17 protein-coding genes, 1 pseudogene and 1 riboswitch are annotated in these 19002 nt (G+C 68.2%); of the genes and pseudogenes, 8 read left to right on the top strand and 10 right to left on the bottom strand.

Annotated features, from left to right (window positions below):
* Positions 1 to 20 precede the first annotated feature (20 nt).
* On the bottom strand, positions 21 to 1238 hold the full coding sequence (locus BLV31_RS09660) for an NADP-dependent isocitrate dehydrogenase (RefSeq protein WP_016692844.1): 1218 nt from the start codon (positions 1236 to 1238) through the stop codon (positions 21 to 23).
* Positions 1239 to 1508: 270 nt separating this feature from the next.
* Positions 1509 to 1620: riboswitch (SAM riboswitch) on the top strand.
* Between the two features lie 134 nt (positions 1621 to 1754).
* Here BLV31_RS09660 and metX point away from each other — a divergent pair.
* Positions 1755 to 2882: a homoserine O-acetyltransferase MetX gene (gene metX / locus BLV31_RS09655; protein ID WP_024101561.1), complete on the top strand. Its 1128-nt coding sequence runs from the start codon at positions 1755 to 1757 to the stop codon at positions 2880 to 2882.
* Here metX and BLV31_RS09650 read toward each other — a convergent pair.
* The 3 genes from BLV31_RS09650 to BLV31_RS09640 are packed head-to-tail and all read right to left on the bottom strand — an operon-like array spanning position 2879 to position 5525.
* Positions 2879 to 3163, bottom strand: a complete 285-nt coding sequence (locus BLV31_RS09650; protein ID WP_033097065.1) for a DUF3017 domain-containing protein — start codon at positions 3161 to 3163, stop codon at positions 2879 to 2881. The genes metX and BLV31_RS09650 overlap by 4 nt on opposite strands.
* Positions 3164 to 3189: 26 nt before the next feature.
* Complete coding sequence (locus BLV31_RS09645) at positions 3190 to 4044, bottom strand: bifunctional methylenetetrahydrofolate dehydrogenase/methenyltetrahydrofolate cyclohydrolase (protein ID WP_006550113.1); 855 nt, start codon at positions 4042 to 4044, stop codon at positions 3190 to 3192.
* 5 nt (positions 4045 to 4049) lie between these two features.
* Positions 4050 to 5525, bottom strand: a complete 1476-nt coding sequence (locus BLV31_RS09640) for a wax ester/triacylglycerol synthase domain-containing protein (RefSeq protein WP_064060899.1) — start codon at positions 5523 to 5525, stop codon at positions 4050 to 4052.
* Positions 5526 to 5644: 119 nt separating this feature from the next.
* Here BLV31_RS09640 and BLV31_RS09635 point away from each other — a divergent pair, with 119 nt between their 5' ends.
* Positions 5645 to 6859: a glycosyltransferase gene (locus BLV31_RS09635; protein WP_064060900.1), complete on the top strand. Its 1215-nt coding sequence runs from the start codon at positions 5645 to 5647 to the stop codon at positions 6857 to 6859.
* A 10-nt stretch (positions 6860 to 6869) separates the two neighbouring features.
* Here BLV31_RS09635 and BLV31_RS09630 read toward each other — a convergent pair whose 3' ends face one another.
* Positions 6870 to 7484: a maleylpyruvate isomerase N-terminal domain-containing protein gene (locus tag BLV31_RS09630; protein WP_064060901.1), complete on the bottom strand. Its 615-nt coding sequence runs from the start codon at positions 7482 to 7484 to the stop codon at positions 6870 to 6872.
* Between the two features lie 149 nt (positions 7485 to 7633).
* A pseudogene (locus BLV31_RS09625) lies at positions 7634 to 8665 on the bottom strand (aldo/keto reductase).
* A gap of 205 nt (positions 8666 to 8870) precedes the next feature.
* Here BLV31_RS09625 and BLV31_RS09620 point away from each other — a divergent pair.
* Positions 8871 to 9335, top strand: a complete 465-nt coding sequence (locus BLV31_RS09620) for a tRNA (cytidine(34)-2'-O)-methyltransferase (RefSeq protein ID WP_072740417.1) — start codon at positions 8871 to 8873, stop codon at positions 9333 to 9335.
* Here the strand turns inward: BLV31_RS09620 and BLV31_RS09615 are convergent.
* Genes BLV31_RS09615 through BLV31_RS09605 form a run of 3 tightly spaced genes read right to left on the bottom strand, consistent with a single transcriptional unit; the run spans position 9332 to position 13750 of the window.
* Entirely contained in the window at positions 9332 to 9640 is a 309-nt protein-coding gene (locus tag BLV31_RS09615; RefSeq protein WP_016692855.1) for a rhodanese-like domain-containing protein, read from the bottom strand. The genes BLV31_RS09620 and BLV31_RS09615 overlap by 4 nt on opposite strands.
* Complete coding sequence (locus tag BLV31_RS09610) at positions 9633 to 10487, bottom strand: DUF4349 domain-containing protein (protein WP_064060903.1); 855 nt, start codon at positions 10485 to 10487, stop codon at positions 9633 to 9635. Before BLV31_RS09610 ends, BLV31_RS09615 begins: the two co-directional genes overlap by 8 nt.
* Before the next feature lie 11 nt (positions 10488 to 10498).
* Complete coding sequence (locus tag BLV31_RS09605) at positions 10499 to 13750, bottom strand: error-prone DNA polymerase (RefSeq protein ID WP_064060904.1); 3252 nt, start codon at positions 13748 to 13750, stop codon at positions 10499 to 10501.
* Positions 13751 to 13936: 186 nt separating this feature from the next.
* Here BLV31_RS09605 and BLV31_RS09600 point away from each other — a divergent pair, with 186 nt between their 5' ends.
* Together BLV31_RS09600 and BLV31_RS09595 are read left to right on the top strand one after the other, a co-directional pair.
* Positions 13937 to 14395 carry an SRPBCC domain-containing protein gene (locus BLV31_RS09600; protein WP_024101572.1) on the top strand — a complete coding sequence of 153 codons (459 nt, stop codon included), beginning with the start codon at positions 13937 to 13939 and terminating at the stop codon, positions 14393 to 14395.
* Positions 14382 to 14714, top strand: coding sequence for an ArsR/SmtB family transcription factor (locus BLV31_RS09595; protein WP_064060905.1), 333 nt, complete (start codon positions 14382 to 14384; stop codon positions 14712 to 14714). The genes BLV31_RS09600 and BLV31_RS09595 overlap by 14 nt, the downstream gene beginning before the upstream one ends.
* Here the strand turns inward: BLV31_RS09595 and BLV31_RS09590 are convergent.
* Positions 14708 to 15613 carry a D-isomer specific 2-hydroxyacid dehydrogenase family protein gene (locus tag BLV31_RS09590; protein WP_064060906.1) on the bottom strand — a complete coding sequence of 302 codons (906 nt, stop codon included), beginning with the start codon at positions 15611 to 15613 and terminating at the stop codon, positions 14708 to 14710. The two genes, BLV31_RS09595 and BLV31_RS09590, sit on opposite strands and share 7 nt — an antisense overlap.
* Positions 15614 to 15725: 112 nt before the next feature.
* On the opposite strand from BLV31_RS09590, the gene BLV31_RS09585 reads away from it, so the two are divergent.
* The 3 genes from BLV31_RS09585 (at position 15726) to BLV31_RS09575 (ending at position 18904) form a co-directional block, all read left to right on the top strand.
* The gene (locus BLV31_RS09585; protein ID WP_064060922.1) at positions 15726 to 16133 is read left to right on the top strand and encodes a YciI family protein; all 408 of its coding nucleotides are present in this window, start codon (positions 15726 to 15728) and stop codon (positions 16131 to 16133) included.
* A 27-nt stretch (positions 16134 to 16160) separates the two neighbouring features.
* Positions 16161 to 17300 (top strand): RNA polymerase sigma factor, encoded by a 1140-nt coding sequence (locus tag BLV31_RS09580; RefSeq protein ID WP_064060907.1) that lies wholly within the window; start codon positions 16161 to 16163, stop codon positions 17298 to 17300.
* Between the two features lie 74 nt (positions 17301 to 17374).
* The gene (locus BLV31_RS09575; RefSeq protein WP_064060908.1) at positions 17375 to 18904 is read left to right on the top strand and encodes a multicopper oxidase family protein; all 1530 of its coding nucleotides are present in this window, start codon (positions 17375 to 17377) and stop codon (positions 18902 to 18904) included.
* Positions 18905 to 19002 lie beyond the last annotated feature (98 nt).

Raw genomic sequence — 19002 nt, 5'->3', positions numbered from 1 at the left:
GCCGAGAAACGAGCCGAAGGTCAGGCGCGAGCCTTCTGCAGGTTCTCGTCGAGTGCGCCGAGGAACTCCTCGGTGGTCAGCCAGCCCTGCTCCGGGCCGACGAGCAGTGCGAGGTCCTTGGTCATCTGACCGGCTTCGACGGTCTTGATGACGACGTCCTCGAGCTGCTGCGCGAACTCGATGACCTCGGGGGTGTTGTCCAGCTTGCCGCGGTGCTCGAGGCCGCGGGTCCAGGCGAAGATCGACGCGATCGGGTTGGTCGACGTCGGCTTGCCCTGCTGATGCTGGCGGTAGTGCCGCGTGACGGTGCCGTGTGCGGCCTCCGCCTCGACGGTCTTGCCATCCGGGGTCATCAGGACGGAGGTCATCAGCCCCAGCGAGCCGTAGCCCTGGGCAACGGTGTCGGACTGGACGTCGCCGTCGTAGTTCTTGCAGGCCCAGACGTAGCCGCCCTCCCACTTGAGGGACGATGCGACCATGTCGTCGATGAGGCGGTGCTCGTAGGTGAGACCGGCGGCGTCGAACTCCGCCTTGAACTCTTCCTCGTAGATCCGCTGGAACTCGTCCTTGAACATGCCGTCGTAGGCCTTCAGGATCGTGTTCTTGGTCGACAGGTAGACCGGGTAGTTGCGCTGCAGGCCGTACGAGAGCGAGGCGCGCGCGAAGTCCTGGATGGACTTCTTGTAGTTGTACATACCCATGACGACGCCGCCGTCCTCGGGGATCCGGCAGACCTCGTGCTGGATCGGCTCGCTGCCGTCCTCGGGCGTGAAGGTGATGGTGACGGTGCCCGGGCGGTCGACCTTGAAGTCGGTGGCGCGGTACTGGTCGCCGAACGCGTGGCGGCCGACGATGACGGGCTTGGTCCAGCCCGGAACCAGACGCGGCACGTTCGAGATGATGATGGGCGCGCGGAAGATGGTGCCGCCGAGGATGTTACGGATGGTGCCGTTGGGCGACCGCCACATCTTCTTCAGGCCGAACTCCTCGACACGCGCTTCGTCGGGGGTGATGGTGGCGCACTTGACGCCGACGTTGTGCTTCTTGATGGCGTTCGCCGCATCGACCGTCACCTGGTCGTCGGTGGCGTCGCGGTTCTCCACGCCGAGGTCGTAGTACTCGAGATCCACGTCCAGGTACGGGTGGATCAGCTTGTCCTTGATGAACTGCCAGATGATGCGGGTCATCTCGTCGCCGTCGAGTTCGACGACCTTACCTTCAACCTTGATCTTGGACATATGCGTTTCGTGTCCTCCTAGGACGTTTCTGTAGGTCCCCAATCGACCGCACTTTGTGGGTGCGGTCGCCGTCGGCTCGCGAGCAGCGAGCATGGCCGTGTCCACGTCCTGAACCGCGGCCAAACATGACAAGCGTACTGCTATTACCGACGACCGCAAAGCGCCTCGTTCCACCCTCACGCCCTACCGACCGGTAACTTTCCTGCTGGTCAGGGATGTTCAGAGGGTGCATAAAGACCCTGCAACGGAGAGTCGCTAGACTGCCGGGAAAGTCATGAGTGCCAGCGTCAAGCCCCGGCTTGCTGGCCGGCAACCCTCCGACCGGGGTGGGGTGCTCCGGGTGATGACACGGTCGGTGGAACCCCACCGACAAGCCTGTTGTCGGGAGGACTGAGATGATGATGTGCTGTCGCACCCAAGCCACGATCACACCTCCCATCACCGCCGGAAGGACACGATGACCGACATCCGCAGCCGGCGCTGCCAGCCCACCGCGAGCCTCGAGGCGGTCATCTCTTGACGGCGGGCACCGAGCGGCGTCGCGTCGAACTGCCCCCGGCAGACGGACGCCTCGACACCATCGACATCGGCGATCTCGCGCTCGAGAGCGGCGAGACGCTGCCGAACGTCACCGTCGCCGTGCAGAGGTGGGGCGAACTGTCCCCCGCCCGCGACAACGTGGTGCTCGTCGAACACGCCCTCACCGGCGACTCGCACGTCACCGGCCCCGCCGGACCGGACCATCCGTCCCCCGGCTGGTGGTCGGGCATGGTCGGCCCCGGTGCTCCGATCGACACCGACCGCTGGTGCGTGGTTTCGACGAACATTCTCGGCGGGTGCCGCGGCACCACCGGCCCCGGCAGCACCGCACCCGACGGCAAGGCCTGGGGATCCCGCTTCCCGCTGATCACCGTGCGCGACCAGGTGGCGGCCGAGGTGGCGCTGCTCGACAGGCTCGGCATCGACGTCCTCGCCGCCGTGACCGGCGGATCGATGGGTGGCATGCGCACCCTCGAGTGGATCATCGCGTACCCGGAGCGGGTGCGAGCGTCGCTCGTCCTCGCCACCGGTGCCCGCGCGACCGCCGACCAGATCGGCACCCAGACCGCGCAGATGGCTGCCATCACGGCCGACCCCGACTGGCAGGGCGGCGACTACTACGGCACGGGGCGGCGTCCCGAAGCCGGACTCGCCATCGCCCGGACCATCGCGCACCTCACCTACCGGACCGAACTCGAACTCGACACGCGCTTCGGGAATCTACCCCAGGACGACGAGGACCCGTGGCGCGGCGGCCGGTACGCCGTGCAGAGCTATCTCGAGCACCAGGCGCGCAAGCTCGTCGCGCGTTTCGATCCCGGTACCTACGTGGTGTTGTCCGACGTGATGAACCGGCACGACGTCGGGCGCGGACGCGGCGGCGTCGAGGCCGCACTCGCGTCCACCCCGGTCCCGACGATCGTCGCCGGCGTCGACTCCGACCGCCTGTACCCGCTGCGCCTGCAGCAGGAGATCGCCGATCTGCTCCCGGGATCGGGCGACCTGCGTGTGCTCGTCTCCCGCGACGGACACGACGGATTCCTCACCGAGGCCGACGAGGTCGCGAAGCTCCTCGTCGAACTGATGAAGCTCGCCGAGGGCTAGTCGGTTCCCAGCGGGTCGATCGACGCGGCGAGCGCCACCACGATTCCGCCGACGACCATCATCGAGGCGACGTCGAACGCCTTGCCGCGTACCGCGAGGACACCGACCTTGTCCTCGTCGAGAGCCCAGCGGAACAGGCCGGCGAGGATGGTGGCGCCGCCGAAGACGAACGCTCCGCGTCGCCACCGATCGGCGATCACCAAGATCACCGCTGCCGCGATCACCAGGGTGACCGCGAGCAGCGGCAGGTTCAGACGCGTGAATCGCATAGCCTGAGCCATCTCGTCTCCCGGGGTCGTCGACCCGCTTATCGGGTCGCGAGCAGCTCGGCCCGCTCCACGACGTTGGTCAGCAGGAAGGCGCGGGTGAGCGGTCCGACGCCACCCGGGTTCGGGGACACGAAGCCCGCGACCTCGCGCACGTCCGCGGCGACGTCGCCGCGCAGTCCGTCCTCGGTGCGGGAGACACCCACGTCCAGCACAGCGGCGCCGGGCTTGACCATGTCCGCCGTCACCAGCCCGGGAACACCTGCGGCGGCGACGATGATGTCGGCGCGACGCACCTCTGCAGCGAGATCACGAGTGCCGGTGTGGCAGAGGGTGACCGTCGCGTTCTCCGAACGACGGGTCAGCAGCAGACCGATCGGGCGGCCGACGGTGACGCCACGACCGACCACCACCACGTGCGCGCCGGCGATCTCCACGTCGTAGCGGCGCAGCAGGTGGATGATGCCGCGCGGCGTGCAGGGCAGCGGAGCCTCCTTGCCGAGCACGAGCCGGCCGAGGTTGACCGGGTGCAATCCGTCGGCGTCCTTGCCCGGATCCATGCGCTCGAGCGCCGCGTTCTCGTCGAGATGCTTCGGCAGCGGGAGCTGGACTATGTAGCCGGTGCAGGCAGGGTCGGCGTTGAGCTCGTCGATCGCCTCGAACAGCTGTTCCTGGGTGATGTCGGCGGGCAGATCCTTGCGGATCGACGTGATGCCGACCTTCGCGCAGTCGTTGTGCTTACCGCGCACATAGGCCGCGGATCCCGGATCGTCGCCGACGAGGATCGTGCCGAGACCGGGCGTGACGCCCTTGGCCTTCAGCGCATCCACGCGGACCTTCAGGTCCTCGAAGATTTCGTCGCGGGTTGCTTTGCCGTCCAGGATCGTCGCAGTCACGTCGTTCATTCTTCCAGGCGCCCGTCCGGCGTCGAATCGCGGCCGGTACCGGAAACCGTCCGCGCGCCGGGAGGCAGGCAGTCCCGGGATAGTTCCGCGAAGGCTTCGGCGAGGTGCCGCTCGTACTGCTCGGGGTCGGGCATGCAAGAGTCCGAGGCCAGAAAGGACAAGGTGAGAACCTCGCCGAGCGAGGTCACGGAGTGGACGAGACCGTAGTTCCGGTTGAGCATCGGAGTACCGATCGCCTCGACGGCGGGACTGCCACCGAATCGGAGGCCCTCGACCGGCCCGCGCGGCACATTCGTCACGGTGGTGTTGGCCAGCGGCACCACGTCTCCCGTGGGCCCCACCCGCCCGCGGTGCGCTCTCCGGATCGTCATCGCCAGGTCGAACGCGGGCGATGCATCCACCGCCGCAACGGAGGCAGCCGACTCCGGACGCCGGATGCGCTGTTTCTCGAGAGCAGCCGACTCGTGGACTCGGCGGAGTCGCTCGCGCGGATCAGCCCGATCGAGGTGCAGGTCGACATACATGAGCGTGACCTTGTTCTCCGACTCCGCTCCCGCTCCGTCCCGGAGGGATCCCGGAACGATCGCCGCCGGTGAATCGGTGGGAATTTCCTCGTAGGACGCGAGGTAGGCGCGTAGTCCGCCCGAGACGACCGTCAGGATCACGTCGTTCACCGAGGTATCCGTGGCGCGCGCGACGGCACGCACCTCCGGCAACGGCATACGGACGACGCCGAGCTGCCAGGCGCTGCCGGCGTCGGTGTCGAAGCGGGTGCGGGGACGCTGCGGCCGGGGGGCGGTGATCTCCCCCGATGCGGTGAGACCACCCAGTGCTCGTCGAGCGCGACGTGCTGCGACCAGAGCCGGGAGCATCCTCGCGTACCGGAAGGGCAGCGAGACCGCCGCGCGGACCGGTCCCGGCACGGCGACGACGCGTCCTCCCGTCGAAGGGGCGGCAGCCGGATCGTCGAGCAGTGCACGAGCGATCTCGACGGCTCCGAGCCCGTCGGTCACCGAGTGGTGCAGGAGCAACGCGACGATGGTGGCGCCCTCGGGAAGGTCCTCGACACCGCGGATGTCGGTCAGGACGTGCACTTCCCACGGCGGTGCGGACAGATCGAGGCAGCGTTCCTTCATCGACGCGAGCAGCCGATGCAACCCGCTGCGCGAGGTCGGTCCGATCGTCTCGTACCGGACGTGATCGTCCGGATCGACGCCGGTCTCGACCCAGTACGGGAAGTCGAGGTTCGCCGGCACGCGGTGCAGGCGTCGGGTGAGCGCCGGTGTGCGATGCAGGCGCTCCCCGATCCAGGTGACGGCGTCCCCACGTGTGCGGATGGGAGCCTCGCCTCCCCGGGCGTCGAACACGTAGAAGCTCACCATGGTCGACGGCGGAGCCTCGGGGTCCGTGTCCTCCACGAAGACGTGGAGCGCGTCCCGCGCGGCCAGTCTGATCCCGCGTCGGCGTGTCATCGCGATGGTTCTCTCCCGGGTCGCCCGCTGCTCGTGCCTCTCGATTGAACCAGTTACCGCTCGGGGCCACACCCGGTCGACGATTCGCGTACACGAGCGCGGAGCGGTGTAATTCGGCCATGGCGCACCGAGTCGGATCGACGACCGGCAGTACACGAGGCCGGGCCGTGCGTCGCGTCCTGTTCTCGTTCGCAGGCGGCCTCGGCCATCTCGCACCGATGCTCCCGATCGCCGACGTCCTGCGCGGGGCCGGCCACCGTCTCGGCGTGTGCGGGGAGGCGGACGTCCTCGCAGGCACCGAAGGCTTCGACGCACACTTCCCCGAGGGGGAGACGACATCTCCTTCCGGTCGGTCCACGGGCACGCTCGCTCCTCCCGACCTCGACCACGAGTACTCGGTGATCGGCACCCACTTCGCCGGTGTGCTCGCGGCGCGACGATTCGACCTGGTCCGCGATGTCATCGACCGCTGGTATCCGGATCTGGTGATCTGCGACGAGATGGACTTCGGTGCGATGACGGCGGCCGAGCACGCCGCCGTTCCCCGCGTGGTGGTCGCCGTCATCGCGTCCGGAGCACTCACCCGGATCGACCGCATCCGTGAGCCACTGGGACGACTACGGGCCGCCCACGACCTCCCTTCCGATCACGAGTGCTCTTTCCTGACACAGGATTTGGTCATCTCACCGTTCCCACCGTCGTTCCGTGATCCTGATGTCCCGTTGCCTCCCACAGCCGTCTCGACAGGGCCGGGCCCGTCGCTCGCATCCCGCGAACACCCTGCGATCGACTGGCTTCGTAGCGGCGAGAAGCCCCACCGCGTGTACGTCACGCTGGGTACCGTCTTCAACACCGAGTCCGGTGATCTCATCGTCCGTCTCCTCCGGGGGCTGCACCGACTACCTGCGCGCGTGCTCGTCACCGTCGGCCGGGACATCGACCCGGCCACCCTGCCGTCACCGGGCGGCAACGTCCGCATCGTGCGGTTCGTGCCCCAGTCGGCCGTGCTCCCGCACGTCGATGTCGTCGTAAACCACGGCGGATCGGGCAGCGTCATCGGTGCGCTCACCCACGGCGTTCCGGTCGTCGCGCTTCCGATGGGCGCGGACCAGGAACTCAACGCCCGACGGCTGGTCGCGCTGGGCGCAGGGACCACGGTCGATCCCGTCACCGTAACCTCGGCGGAGATCGGAGGGATCACCCTCGACGCGCTGTCCTCGCGCTCTCTCCGCCGTGGGGCCGAGCAATTGCGCGACGAGATCTCACGATTGCCTCCCCCGGCATCCGTGCTCGCGCTGCTCGAGGATCGGATGTTCCGGTCCCGGCTGCGCTGAACCTCTCCGCTCACACGACGGAATAGCCGTTCGGCAACGCCATCCGACCGGTCAATGCCCGCAGCACGGTCGTGCCGTCGCCGAGTGCCAGAGCGATTCTCGCCGCCAACAGGGCGGACTGCTCGAGAACCTCGGCGGGAGGTTCGTAGGGAACATCCGCGGCGGCGGCGATGTCGAGACCGTGGACGGCGAGTTCGAAGGTGCGTGTCGGGAGGTAGGAGTGCAGACGGATCCCCTTGTCTCCGATCACCCGGATCAGACGGTCCTCGCCGGCACCGAGCCGGTCGATCACCGCGGTCGACAGAGCATCGATCGTGGCCACCGGATCGTCGCCGAGGTCGGCACCGGCACGACGTCCGCGTTCGACGATGTCCTCCGCGCCGAGAACCGAGGTGAGTTCCTTGACGTGGACGTAGTACTGCTCCGCGCTCGCGAGGTCCTCGGTGTCGGCGGGACTGTCCAGATAGGTCATGACGGTCGTCAACGAGCGTGAGGTGTGTCCGATCAGTGCTCGGAGGTCCCACTCACCCAGGCCCGGACCGTCCCAGCGGCCCTCCGGCACGGCACGGACCAACTCCGCGAAGCTGCGTACCGCCGAGACATACGTCGCTACCGGCGATTCCATGACATCTCCCGCGGCCGACCGGATCGAACCCGACACGAGAATGAAAGCACGCGTCTCCCGGCTACACCGTCGGTGTGCGCACGCGGGTCGGCACGGATCGCTCGCGCAACGTGAATCCCAGCTTCTCGTAGAGCCGGATGGCGGTCATGTCAGAGACCGAGGCCGGTGCCGTGGACACCGTACTCGTCGATGACCGCGAGCTCGTCGTCGGTGAGCGGCGGGAAGCTCAGTGTCTCGACGTTGTGGTCGAGCTGCCAGGTCGAGCTCGCGCCGACGAGCGCCGAGGTCGCGGCGGGCTGCCGGAGCACCCACGGCAGTGCCAGCTGGGCCAGCGACTGCCCACGCGACCGGGCGAGCTTGTCGAGTTCGGTGACGCGCTGCCGGTAGGTCTCGTCGATCACGTCCGGAGACAGGAACGCACTGTTTACCGCTCGCGCACCGTCCGGGATGGTCTCGAGATACTTGTCCGTCAGAAGTCCCTGTGCGAGCGGCGAATACACGACGAGTCCGAAGCCGTCCTGCTCGGCCGCGTCGAGCAGACCGTTCTGCTCGACGCTGCGGTCGAAGATCGAGTAGCGCGGCTGGTGGACGAGCCGTGGGACACCGGCTTCCCGCAGAAGTGTCGCGGCCTCATGCGCACGATCCGGTTGGTAGTTCGAGATGCCGACGTAGAGCGCCTTCCCCTACTCGACGGCGGAGACGAGTGCCCCGACGGTCTCCTCGAGCGGGGCCGTCAGGTCGGGACTGTGACTGTAGAAGATGTCGACGTAGTCGGTGCCGAGGTCACGCAGGCTGTGCTCGAGCGAGCCCAGCAGCGACTTGCGCGACCCGCCCTTCTGGTAGGGACCGGGACCGATCGGGTTGCCGGCCTTCGTCGACAGGATGATTTCGTCCCGGTAGGGCGCGAGGTCCCTGCCGAGGATCCGGCCGAAGTTCTTCTGCGCGGCGCGGTGCGGCGGACCGTACCGGTCGGCGTTGTCGAAGTGGGTGATTCCGAGGTCGAAGGCGTGGAGGATGATCTCCCGCTGTGCCTCGAAGGGGTAGTCGGTGCCGAATTTCTGCCACAGCCCGAACGAGAAGGCGGGAAGATCGAGCCCGGACCGCCCCGAGCGACGGTAGGGAATCGTCTCGTAACGGTTCTCGGATGCGGTGTACGGGGTTTCGACGGTGCTGTGCGACATCGGGCGGGATTCGCCTTTCGGTTCCAGCGGAATTCGGGTCCACGCCACTCGATCACGGGCACTTCCGGACTGTCACCGGTTCCGCTCAGGCTGCGCACAATGCACCTTCGTTTGCAGGACGTCGCGTGGCTCTTGCGAACCCCGGATGGCTGCTCGGAGAGGTATGCGAGCCGGGACACACAGTGCCGACTTGTTAACCTGCATCGTGTTCAGAGTGATGTTCCACGAGCCGCGCATTCCCCCCAACACCGGCAATGCCATACGCATGGTCGCCGCGACCGGCGCGGAACTGCACCTGGTGGAACCCCTCGGTTTCGACCTGTCCGAGCCGAAGCTGCGCCGCGCAGGCCTGGACTACCACGATCTCGCGTCGGTCACCGTGCACAGCAGCCTCGAGGCGGCGTGGGTGGCGCTGGTCCCCGAGCGGGTGCTCGCGTTCACCGCGCACGGCACGTCGAGTTATGCGGAGATCGAGTACCGGGCCGGCGACGTGCTGCTGTTCGGACCCGAACCGACAGGGCTGTCGCCAGAGGTGCTCTCCGACCCGCACATCACCGAGCAGATCCGTATCCCCATGCTGCCCGGGCGGCGTTCGCTGAATCTGTCGAACGCCGCAGCCGTCGCCTGCTACGAGGCGTGGCGGCAGCACGGTTTCCCCGGAGGGGTTTAGGCGCCGCTCTCCACCGGACGACCCGAGCGGGCCCATCCGTCGGTGCCACCCGCGACGGACACGGCGTCGACACCGCGACCGGCGAGATACTGCGCGGCCTGCAGGCTGCGGCCACCCACGGCGCAGACGACGTAGACGGTGCCCTCGGTGGGGATCTCGTCGATCCGCGCGACGAACTCGCTGAGCGGGATGTTCGTGACGCCGGGTACGCGCACCTGGGCGTATTCGTCGCGTTCACGCACGTCGATGACGGTCGCCCCGTCGGTGAGCGCGGATTCGAGTGCGGCCAGGTCGACCTCACGCATCGCTGTCGGTCCTCTCGGTATCGGGCGTCCCGGTGGTTCCGGACGAACGTCCCCGTCGGGTGATGAGCCGGATGACCAGGTAGAGGACACCTGCACACACGAACAGGAACGCCACCCACGGTAGCGCGGCGCCGATACCGACCACCGCTGCCCCCAGCGCGGCCCACAGGCTGTTCCATCCTGCGACCAGCCCGTCCCAGAAACTGTCCTGTTCGGAGGGAAGGCGGTCGGTGGTGATGTCGACGGTGAGCGTGGACAGTTCGATCCGGTCGCCCAGCTGCCGTCGCTGCGCCTCGAGGCTGTCGAGTTCGGCCTGTCGTTCGGCCAGCGCGGTCTCTGCAGCGATCAGCGCCTCGACGTCGGCCGACGACTCGAGCAGTGCCCGCAGGCGGTCCACCGAGGCCCGCAACGCACCCACCCGGGCTTCGAGGTCGGTGTACTGCATCGTCACGTCGTCGCGGGTGGTGCTCAGGCTGGTGACACGGCCGAGTGTGCGGATCTCGTCGACGACCTCGTCGAGCCGGTCGGCGGGCACCCGCACCGTGAGCACGCTGCTCGCCTCGGGTTGTTCGGTGAGCGAGTCGACGCGTCCACCGGCTTCCTCGACGACCGTCACGACCCGGCGGCCCGTCGTGACGGGATCGCCGGCATCCATCTCGAGGTAGCCGGTGACAACCTCCTTGCGGTCGGCCTCTTCGGGTTGCGACTCGCGGAGACCGCCGTCGACGATCGCCGGTGCCGAGATCGCAGGCGCGGACGCCGAGGAGCCCTCGCCTCCACCACCCTCGTCGCAGCCGGTGACGACCAGAGCGAACAGAGCCAACGAGACCGGCCACAGGCGTTTCACACTCGGCGATGTTAGCGAAAGTCGCGTGATCTGCTCGGCATTCGCAGATCCATGGCTTCGAGATGGTCGGCGAGGAGCGTGACCACGCCCTCGGCGTTCTGGAGCCGGCCGCGGACGAGCAGGGCGGGAGCCGTGTGGGCCACGGTCCGGTAGCGCGCCCACAGACCGACCGAGCACACCACGTTCACCATTCCGGTCTCGTCCTCGAGGTTGAGGAAGGTGACACCGGCGGCTGTTGCAGGTCGCTGCCGGTGTGTCACGGCCCCGCCGACGAGGATGCGCGTCCCGTCGGGGACCTGCCACAACTCCGCGGCCGGGATCACCCCGAGTTCGTCGAGCCGCTCGCGCAGAAACTGCGTCGGATAGCTGTCGGGCGAGATTCCCGTGGCCCAGACGTCGGCGGCGGCAAGTTCGAGAGCGCTCATCCCCGGCAGGGCCGGAGTCGGCACCGTCCCGATCCCGGGGAGCCGCCCGGGGCGTTGTGCCGCGGCCGGGGCCGCACCCCAGAGGGCTTCGCGGCGGGTGACGCCGAACGAGGAGAAAGCTCCTGCGGTGGCCAGCGCCTCGACCTGCGTGGTGATGAGACCGACGCGGGCGGCGAGGTCGGCGGGCGAGGTGTACGGGCCGTGGGCACTGCGTTCGGTCACGATGCGTTCGGCGAGGTCGTCGCCGATGTGCCGCACCGTGGCCAGGCCGAGCCGGACCTCCTTCCCTTCGTTCTCGAGGGTGGCGTGCGCGAGACTCGCCGCGATGTCGGGGCCGTGGACGACCACACCATGACGGCGGGCATCGGCGACCAGCGATTGCGGCGAGTAGAAACCCATCGGCTGAGCACGCAGCAGGCCCGCACAGAACGCTGCGGGATGGTGCAGTTTGAACCATGCCGAATAGAACACCAGCGAGGCGAAGCTCTGCGAATGACTCTCGGGAAAACCGAAATTCGCGAAGGCGTAGAGCTTCTCGTAGATGCGGTCGGCGACGTCCCCCGTGATGCCGTGCAGGTCCCGCATGCCCTGATAGAGGCGTCCGCGCAGACGTTCCATCTTCTCCGTCGAGCGTTTCGATCCCATGGCGCGACGTAATCGATCGGCCTCCGCCGCGGTGAATCCCGCGGCGTCGACGGCCATCTGCATGAGTTGCTCCTGGAAGAGCGGAACGCCGAGGGTGCGTTCGAGGGCCTTCTCGAGGCAGGGATGGTCGTAGGTGACGGGTTCGAGACCGTTGCGCCGCCGGATGTAGGGGTGCACCGAACCGCCCTGGATGGGGCCGGGCCGGATGATGGCCACCTCGATGACCAGATCGTAGAAGCATCGCGGCTTCAACCGCGGCAGAGTGGCCATCTGCGCCCGCGACTCCACCTGGAAGACCCCCACCGAGTCGGCGCGGCACAACATCTCGTAGACCCCCGGCTCGGAGAGATCGAGGTGTGCGAGGTCGACTCGGACGCCTTCGTGTTCGTCGACGAGGTCGATCATGTAATGCAACGCGGAGAGCATGCCGAGGCCGAGCAGATCGAACTTCACGAGACCCGCTGCAGCACAGTCGTCCTTGTCCCACTGCAGGACGGTGCGCCCTTCCATCCGCGCCCATTCGACGGGGCACACGTCGGCGACGGCCCGGTCGCAGATCACCATTCCGCCCGAGTGGATGCCGAGATGCCGTGGGAGACCTTCGATCTGTTCGGCGAGATCGAGAACCGTCTCCGGGATCCGTTCGTCGGTCTCGACCCGCACCCCACCCCACCGGCCGATGAGCTTGCTCCACGCGTCCTGCTGTCCCTGCGAGTATCCGAGGGCACGGGCCATGTCGCGGACGGCGGAGCGACCGCGGTAGGTGATGACGTTCGCGACCTGCGCGGCATTGATCCGCCCGTACTTGCGGTAGACGTACTGGATCGCCTCCTCGCGCCGGTCGGATTCGATGTCGAGGTCGATGTCGGGTGGGCCGTCGCGTTCGGGCGACAGGAAGCGTTCGAACAGCAGCTTGTTGCCGACGGGATCGACGTTGGTGATGCCGATCGCGTAGCAGACCGCCGAGTTGGCGGCTGATCCTCTTCCCTGGCACAGGATGTCGTTTCGCTTGCAGAAGTCGACGATGTCGTGGACGACGAGGAAGTATCCCGGAAATCCCAGCCGGCCGACGACATCGAGTTCGTGTTCGATCTGCCGATAGGCGTCGGGGCGGCGCTCGACCGGACCGTAGCGGCGATGCGCCCCGTCGTAGGTGAGTTCGCGCAGCCAGGTGAACTCGGTGTGCCCGTCGGGAACATCGAAGGGCGGCAGTTTCGGGGCGACGAGACGCAGGTCGAAGGCGCATTCACGGCCGAGTTCGGCGGCACGGTGCACGACACCCGGAAAGGCCTCGAACAGCCACGCCATCTCCTCCCCCGACCGCAGGTGTCCGCCTCCGGTCGGCGGGATCCGGCCGACGGCGTCGTCGAGGCTCTGCCGGTCGGAGATCGCCGCCACGGCCATTGCCAGGCGTCGCCGACGGGGGTGCGCGAAGTGCGCTGCCGTGCTCGCGATGCACGGAATTCCGTGTCGCCCGGCAAGTTCGAAGAGGGCTGCGTTGCGTTCGTGGTCGTCGGGATATCCGTGACGGGTGAGTTCGACGGTCACGCGGTCGGCACCGAACCGGTCGACGAGATCGAGCAATGCCGCTTCGGCGGCGGGGATCCCGCCCGTGGCGAACGCTTGTCGCAGGTGCCCCCGACGACAACCGGTGAGGATCTGCCAGTGCCCACAGGCGGCGTCGGTGAGCGCGTCGTAGTCGTACGTCGGGTTGTTCTTCTCCCCTCCTGCGAGGTGGGCGTCGGCGATCTGCCGCGACAGGCGTCGATAGCCCTCCTGACCGCGGGCGAGGACGAGCAGGTGCGCATCGTCGAGGCCCAGCTCGGCTCCGAAGACGGTGCGGATGTCGAGTTCGCGTGCGGCTTCGGCGAATCGCACCGCTCCGTACAGTCCGTCGTGGTCGGTCACCGCGAGGGCCTCGAGTCCGAGTCGTGCCGCCTCCTCGGCGAGTTCCTCCGGCGTGGAGGCACCGTCGAGGAAGCTGAACGCGGAGTGGGTGTGCAGTTCGGCGTAGGGCACGACCGGCCCCTCGGGACGTCGGACCCGCGCCTCGTACTCGGCGCGGGTGCGCGACCACGCCGGGCTGTCGCTCCCGTCGCCGGGATGTTCGGTATCGCGACGGGAAGTGCCGGGTCGTCCCGAGAGCACGCGCTCCATCTCCGACCAGGTCGGCGGACCGTTTCCCCATCCCACTCCGGCACCTCCTCGACCGATTCAGTATCGCACATGTGTTCGAGTTCGATGCTCGAACGCGTGCAGATCTCGTCGATGCATCCAGGCATGTCGACGAGAACTGCACAATCGACTGCAACCAGGGGGTTGCACCATGGGCGATAGGGGTGCAACCCTGGAGTTGCATTCCCATCGGAGGAGACAGTCATGACCGACGAACTCGACCGCATCGAACGCGACATCACCATCGACGCCCCCGTGGACCGGGTATGGACACTCGTGGCCGAACCCGGCTGGTACATCAACGACAACGAGTGGACCGAGCACCGCCTCGAACACGACGGAGATCTCACCACCGTGCACGATCCGGTCCACGGCGCCTTCGTCTTCCGCACCGTGACCCTCGACGAACCGCATTACGCGGCCTTCCGCTGGCTCGCCGACCACACCGATCCCGACAGTCCGTCGACCCTCGTCGAGTTCCGGCTCACCGCGCTCGACACCGGCACAACCGAATTACGAGTCACGGAAACCGGATTCGACTCCCTGCCCGGCGACGCGAGCGAACGCCGCACCCGCTTCGAGGAGAACTCCCGCGGCTGGACGGCCGAACTGGAAATCGCCAAGCACCATCTCGAGAAGGACGAAAGCGTTGCCCGACGCTGAGTTCTCCGCCGATCTGCATCCCGTTTTCGCGGCCCTGGCCGACGACACCCGATGGCGCATCCTGCAGCGACTGGGCCGGTCTCCGGCGTCGGCGTCCGGACTCGCGGCCGAGTTCACGGTCTCCCGTCAGGCCATCGCCAAGCATCTGGCGGTGCTCGAACAGTGCGGTCTCGTGACCTCCGAGCGCGCCGGACGGGAGATCCGCTTCTCCGCCCTCGGATCGCGGCTGAGCGCGGTCGGGCGTGCGATCGACGCCGTGGGGACAGGCTGGGACCGTCGCCTGTCCGCGATCAAGAAGGCGGCCGAACGGCCTCAGTAACCCGCGTTCGGATCGACCCGGGCGATCAACTCCTCGCCCGCGACGAACCGGCGCACGTTCTCCTCGAGGGTCGGCGCGAACGTCTGCGTCAGCCGACTACGTGTATTGGCGATGTGCGGTGTGATCACGGCGTTGTCGAGATCCCACAGCGGATGCCCCTCGGGCAACGGTTCGGGATCGGTCACGTCGAGAACCGCCCCGGCGATCGCACCGTCCCCGAGCGCCTTCACCAGCGCGTCGGTGTCGACGAGGTTGCCCCGCGCGACGTTCACGAGCCACGCCGACCCGGGCATCGCCGCGAGCGCGGCAGCGTCGACGAGATGATCGGTCTCGGCGGTCGCAGGTGCGGCGACGACGAAGTGATCGGCCATCGACCACACCTCCGACGTGCGGTCGGCCGGCAGCGTGACCTTCGCACCGTCGACGGGACGGCCCGAACGATTGACCGCGACGACGTCCGCGCCGAGGGCGTGCAGGCGCGGGATCATCGCCCGGCCGATACCGCCGCATCCGACGATGGCCACGGTCGAGCCGTGGAGGGTCTGCACCCGCGGGTCGAGAACGTCCTTGGTCCACCGCTTCGCGGCGACCGAGGCGTGGAACTGGCGCAACCCCACGAGCAGTGCTCCCACCGCGTACTCGGCCACGTTGTCGGCGTACACACCGGACGCGTTCGCCCACACCCGCCGGTCGTCGATCAGACCGGCCCGGAAGAACGGTTCGATGCCGGCATAGGTGAGCTGCACCCACCGCACGGTGTCGGGCAGGTCGGGGAACTCCTCGGCGCTGCCGTCCCACACCAGGGCATCGGCGTCGTGCAGTTCGGAGAGGGTTCCGCCGCCGGAGACGATCGCTGCGGCGAGGTGGTCGTCGTGGCCGGGTCCGAGATGAATACGCATGCCGCGACCCTAACCTCGAATCGTTCGCGGAGGGATGTCGAGAATCCGGAAGCGGCTCCGTCTCCTCCATGAACGCGGCCACAATGGGCCGTACCGCACGGAGGAGAACATCATGGCCAAGTACCTGCTGCTCAAGCACTACCGCGGCGCCCCGGCAGCGGTGAACGACGTACCCATGGATCAGTGGGAACCGGAGGAGGTGTCGGCCCACGTCCGCTTCATGCAGGATTTCGCCGCCCGTCTCGAGAGCACGGGTGAGTTCGTGGACGCGCAGGCGCTCTCCCCGGAAGGCGCCTTCGTCCGCTACGACGGCGAGGGACGTCCCCCGGTCACCGACGGGCCGTTCCCGGAGACGAAGGATCTCATCGCCGGGTGGATGGTGATCGACGTCGACAGCTACGAACGGGCACTGGAACTGGCCGGCGAACTGTCGGCCGCGCCGGGAGCCGGCGGGAAGCCGATCCACGAATGGCTGGAGGTGCGCCCGTTCATGTCCGAGCCGCCGACCGTCACGGAGTGACGCCGTGGACACCGTCACGGAGTAGACGTGGACGAGGCTCTACTGCGCACACTCGTCCCCACCGTGATCGGCATCCTCGTCCGCCGCGGAGCGGATTTCGCGTCGGCCGAGGATGCCGTGCAGGACGCGCTCGTCGAAGCCCTGCGGGTGTGGCCGGAGGATCCGCCGCGCGACCCGAAGGGCTGGCTGGTCGCGGTGGCGTGGCGCAGATTCCTCGACGCCGTGCGCGCCGACGCGTCTCGTCGACGCCGCGAGATCCTCGTCGACGCCGAGCCCCGGCCGGGTCCGGGCACACCGGTGGACGACACGCTCGCGTTGTACTTCCTGTGTGCCCACCCGTCGCTCACGCCCGGGTCGGCGGTCGCGCTCACGCTGCGTGCCGTCGGCGGGTTGACCACCCGGCAGATCGCGCAGGCCTATCTCGTCCCGGAGGCGACGATGGCCCAACGCATCAGCCGGGCCAAGCGCACGATCGCGGACGTCCGGCTGGATCGGCCGGGCGACGTCGCGACGGTGCTGCGGGTGCTCTATCTCGTGTTCAACGAGGGCTATTCGGGTGACGTCGACCTGGCCACCGAGGCCGTCCGGCTCACGCGCCGGCTGGCAGCGGTGATCGACCACCCCGAGGTGTCGGGTCTGCTCGCGCTGATGCTGCTCCACCACGCCCGGCGAGCGGCGCGCATCCGGTCGGACGGCAGTCTCGTCCCCCTCGCCGAACAGGACCGCAGCCTGTGGGACACGCGCATGATCTGGGAGGGCGTGGAGATCCTGCAGGCCGCACTCGCCCGCGACCGGCTCGGCGAGTTCCAGGCGCAGGCCGCCGTCGCCGCCCTGCACGCCGACGCACGCACCGCGGAGGAGACCGACTGGGTGCAGATCGTCGAGTGGTACGACGAGCTCCTGCAGTTCACCGACAACCCAGTGGTCCGCCTCAACCGTGCCGTCGCGGTCGGTGAGGCGGACGGACCCCACGCCGGTCTCGCAGCGCTGGCCGAGCTCGACCCCAGCCTGCCCCGGTACACGGCGGCCGCGGCGTATCTCCACGAACGCGCCGGCGACACCGCGACGGCGGCCCGGCTCTATGCGGAGGCCGCGCACCTGGCGACCAGCGTGCCCGAACGCGACCATCTCGTGCGGCAGGCAGCACGACTGCACAGCGCTTCCTGAGGTTCCGTCAGGGTTCTCCCCCATTACGAAATCCGGTGCCACGCCGGATGTGCCGAGGGTGTGGGAGAACGAGCATGGATGTCGTGAAAATCCTGGTGCGTCTGCTCGCCATACCCTTCGTGCTCTTCATCGGGTTCGTGGCGGTCATCGGTGGCCTGGCCGTCCACGCGTGGACCACGCGCGCACTCGACACCACCGGACGCGTCGACTTCGACACCGCCCTGCGCATCCCTCCCGTCGAGTCGGGCACCGTCGACGCCGACGGCACGCGCGTGTTCGACCTGACCATGCAGCGCGGCACGACCGACCTCGGGCACGGCCCCGACACCCGGACGTGGGGCGTGAACGGCAGCTATCTCGGACCCACTCTCCGCGCCGTGCGCGGCGAGAACGTGCGCGTGAACGTCACGAACGAACTCGGCGAGACGAGCACGATGCACTGGCACGGCATGCACCTGCCCGCGGCGATGGACGGCGGACCGCACCAGCCGATCGAGCCGGGAACGACATGGTCGCCGTACTGGACCGTCGATCAGCCGGCCGCGACCCTCTGGTACCACCCGCACCTGCACGGTTCCACCGCCGCGCACGTGTACCGGGGCGTCGCGGGCATGTTCCTGATCGACGAGCCCGGCACGTCGCCGCTCCCCCACGACTACGGGGTCGACGACATCCCCCTCATCGTTCAGGACCGGAAGTTCGACGGCGACCAGTTCGACGACAGCAACGCGATCTTCGCCGACGCCGGCACGCTCGGCGACGAGATCCTCGTCAACGGCACACCGCGGCCGTTCCTGGACGTCGGCACCGAGACGGTCCGGCTCCGGGTGCTCAACGCGTCGAACGCGCGCGTCTACAACTTCTCGTTCGACACCGGGATGCCGTTCCTCCTCGTCGGCAGCGACGGTGGTCTGCTCGAGGAGCCGCGGGCCGTCCGCAGTCTCCAGCTGTCGCCGGGCGAGCGCGCCGAGATCGTCGTCCGGCCGGAAGCAGGTTCGAGGCATGTGCTGCGCAGCACCCCGCCCGAGCTGAAGGCCGGCTTCTGGCAGGACCGCTTCTCCGGTGGCGACGACCGCATGGACGTCCTCGAGCTGCGGGCGGCACCCGTCCTCGGGTCGTCGGCCGCGATCCCGGAGAGGCTGACCACCCTTCCGGAGCTCGGGGAACCGAGCAGCACCCGCCGCATCGACCTGACCTCGTCGACGACCATCAACGATCGCGAGATGGACATGGGCCGGATCGACGAGGTGGTCGTCGCCGGCACCACCGAACTGTGGGAGGTGCGCAACGTCAGCGGCACGATCCACAACTTCCACATCCACGACGTGCAGTTCGAGGTCCTCGGCATGACCGGGGTGAGTCCCGACCATCCGTCCCTGGCCGGTCGCAAGGACACCGTCTTCGTCCCGCCGGCGGCGACCGTGCGGCTGCTCGTTCCGTTCGGTAGCCACACCGATCCGGCGATGCCGTACATGTACCACTGTCACCTGCTCGAGCACGAGGACAGCGGCATGATGGGACAGTTCGTGGTGGTCGGCGCCGACGAGGTGCACGACGTGACGCAGGCGGCCGGCACCGCCCACCATGCCCACGACGGCGGGTGAACCCGGTCACGTCCGGCAGGGCCGGGAATGGATCCTTGCCCACCCCTGTTGAGGAGTGTGGATCGGCGCGTCGCGTACGCCCCGGAGCCAATGAGAAA

Source organism: Rhodococcus pyridinivorans (assembly GCF_900105195.1).
Taxonomy (GTDB): domain Bacteria; phylum Actinomycetota; class Actinomycetes; order Mycobacteriales; family Mycobacteriaceae; genus Rhodococcus; species Rhodococcus pyridinivorans.
The sequence above is the reverse complement of the archived record's forward strand: the minus strand, read 5'-3'. Positions and strand labels throughout refer to the sequence as shown.

Coding starts and splice junctions, on each gene's coding strand:
- BLV31_RS09575 (WP_064060908.1), top strand. CDS start 17,375: ATGGATGTCGTGAAAATCCTGGTGCGTCTGCTCGCCATACCCTTCGTG.
- BLV31_RS09660 (WP_016692844.1), bottom strand. CDS start 1,238: ATGTCCAAGATCAAGGTTGAAGGTAAGGTCGTCGAACTCGACGGCGAC.
- BLV31_RS09650 (WP_033097065.1), bottom strand. CDS start 3,163: ATGGCTCAGGCTATGCGATTCACGCGTCTGAACCTGCCGCTGCTCGCG.
- BLV31_RS09640 (WP_064060899.1), bottom strand. CDS start 5,525: ATGACACGCCGACGCGGGATCAGACTGGCCGCGCGGGACGCGCTCCAC.
- BLV31_RS09615 (WP_016692855.1), bottom strand. CDS start 9,640: ATGCGTGAGGTCGACCTGGCCGCACTCGAATCCGCGCTCACCGACGGG.
- BLV31_RS09630 (WP_064060901.1), bottom strand. CDS start 7,484: ATGGAATCGCCGGTAGCGACGTATGTCTCGGCGGTACGCAGCTTCGCG.
- BLV31_RS09635 (WP_064060900.1), top strand. CDS start 5,645: ATGGCGCACCGAGTCGGATCGACGACCGGCAGTACACGAGGCCGGGCC.
- BLV31_RS09590 (WP_064060906.1), bottom strand. CDS start 15,613: ATGCGTATTCATCTCGGACCCGGCCACGACGACCACCTCGCCGCAGCG.
- BLV31_RS09600 (WP_024101572.1), top strand. CDS start 13,937: ATGACCGACGAACTCGACCGCATCGAACGCGACATCACCATCGACGCC.
- BLV31_RS09585 (WP_064060922.1), top strand. CDS start 15,726: ATGGCCAAGTACCTGCTGCTCAAGCACTACCGCGGCGCCCCGGCAGCG.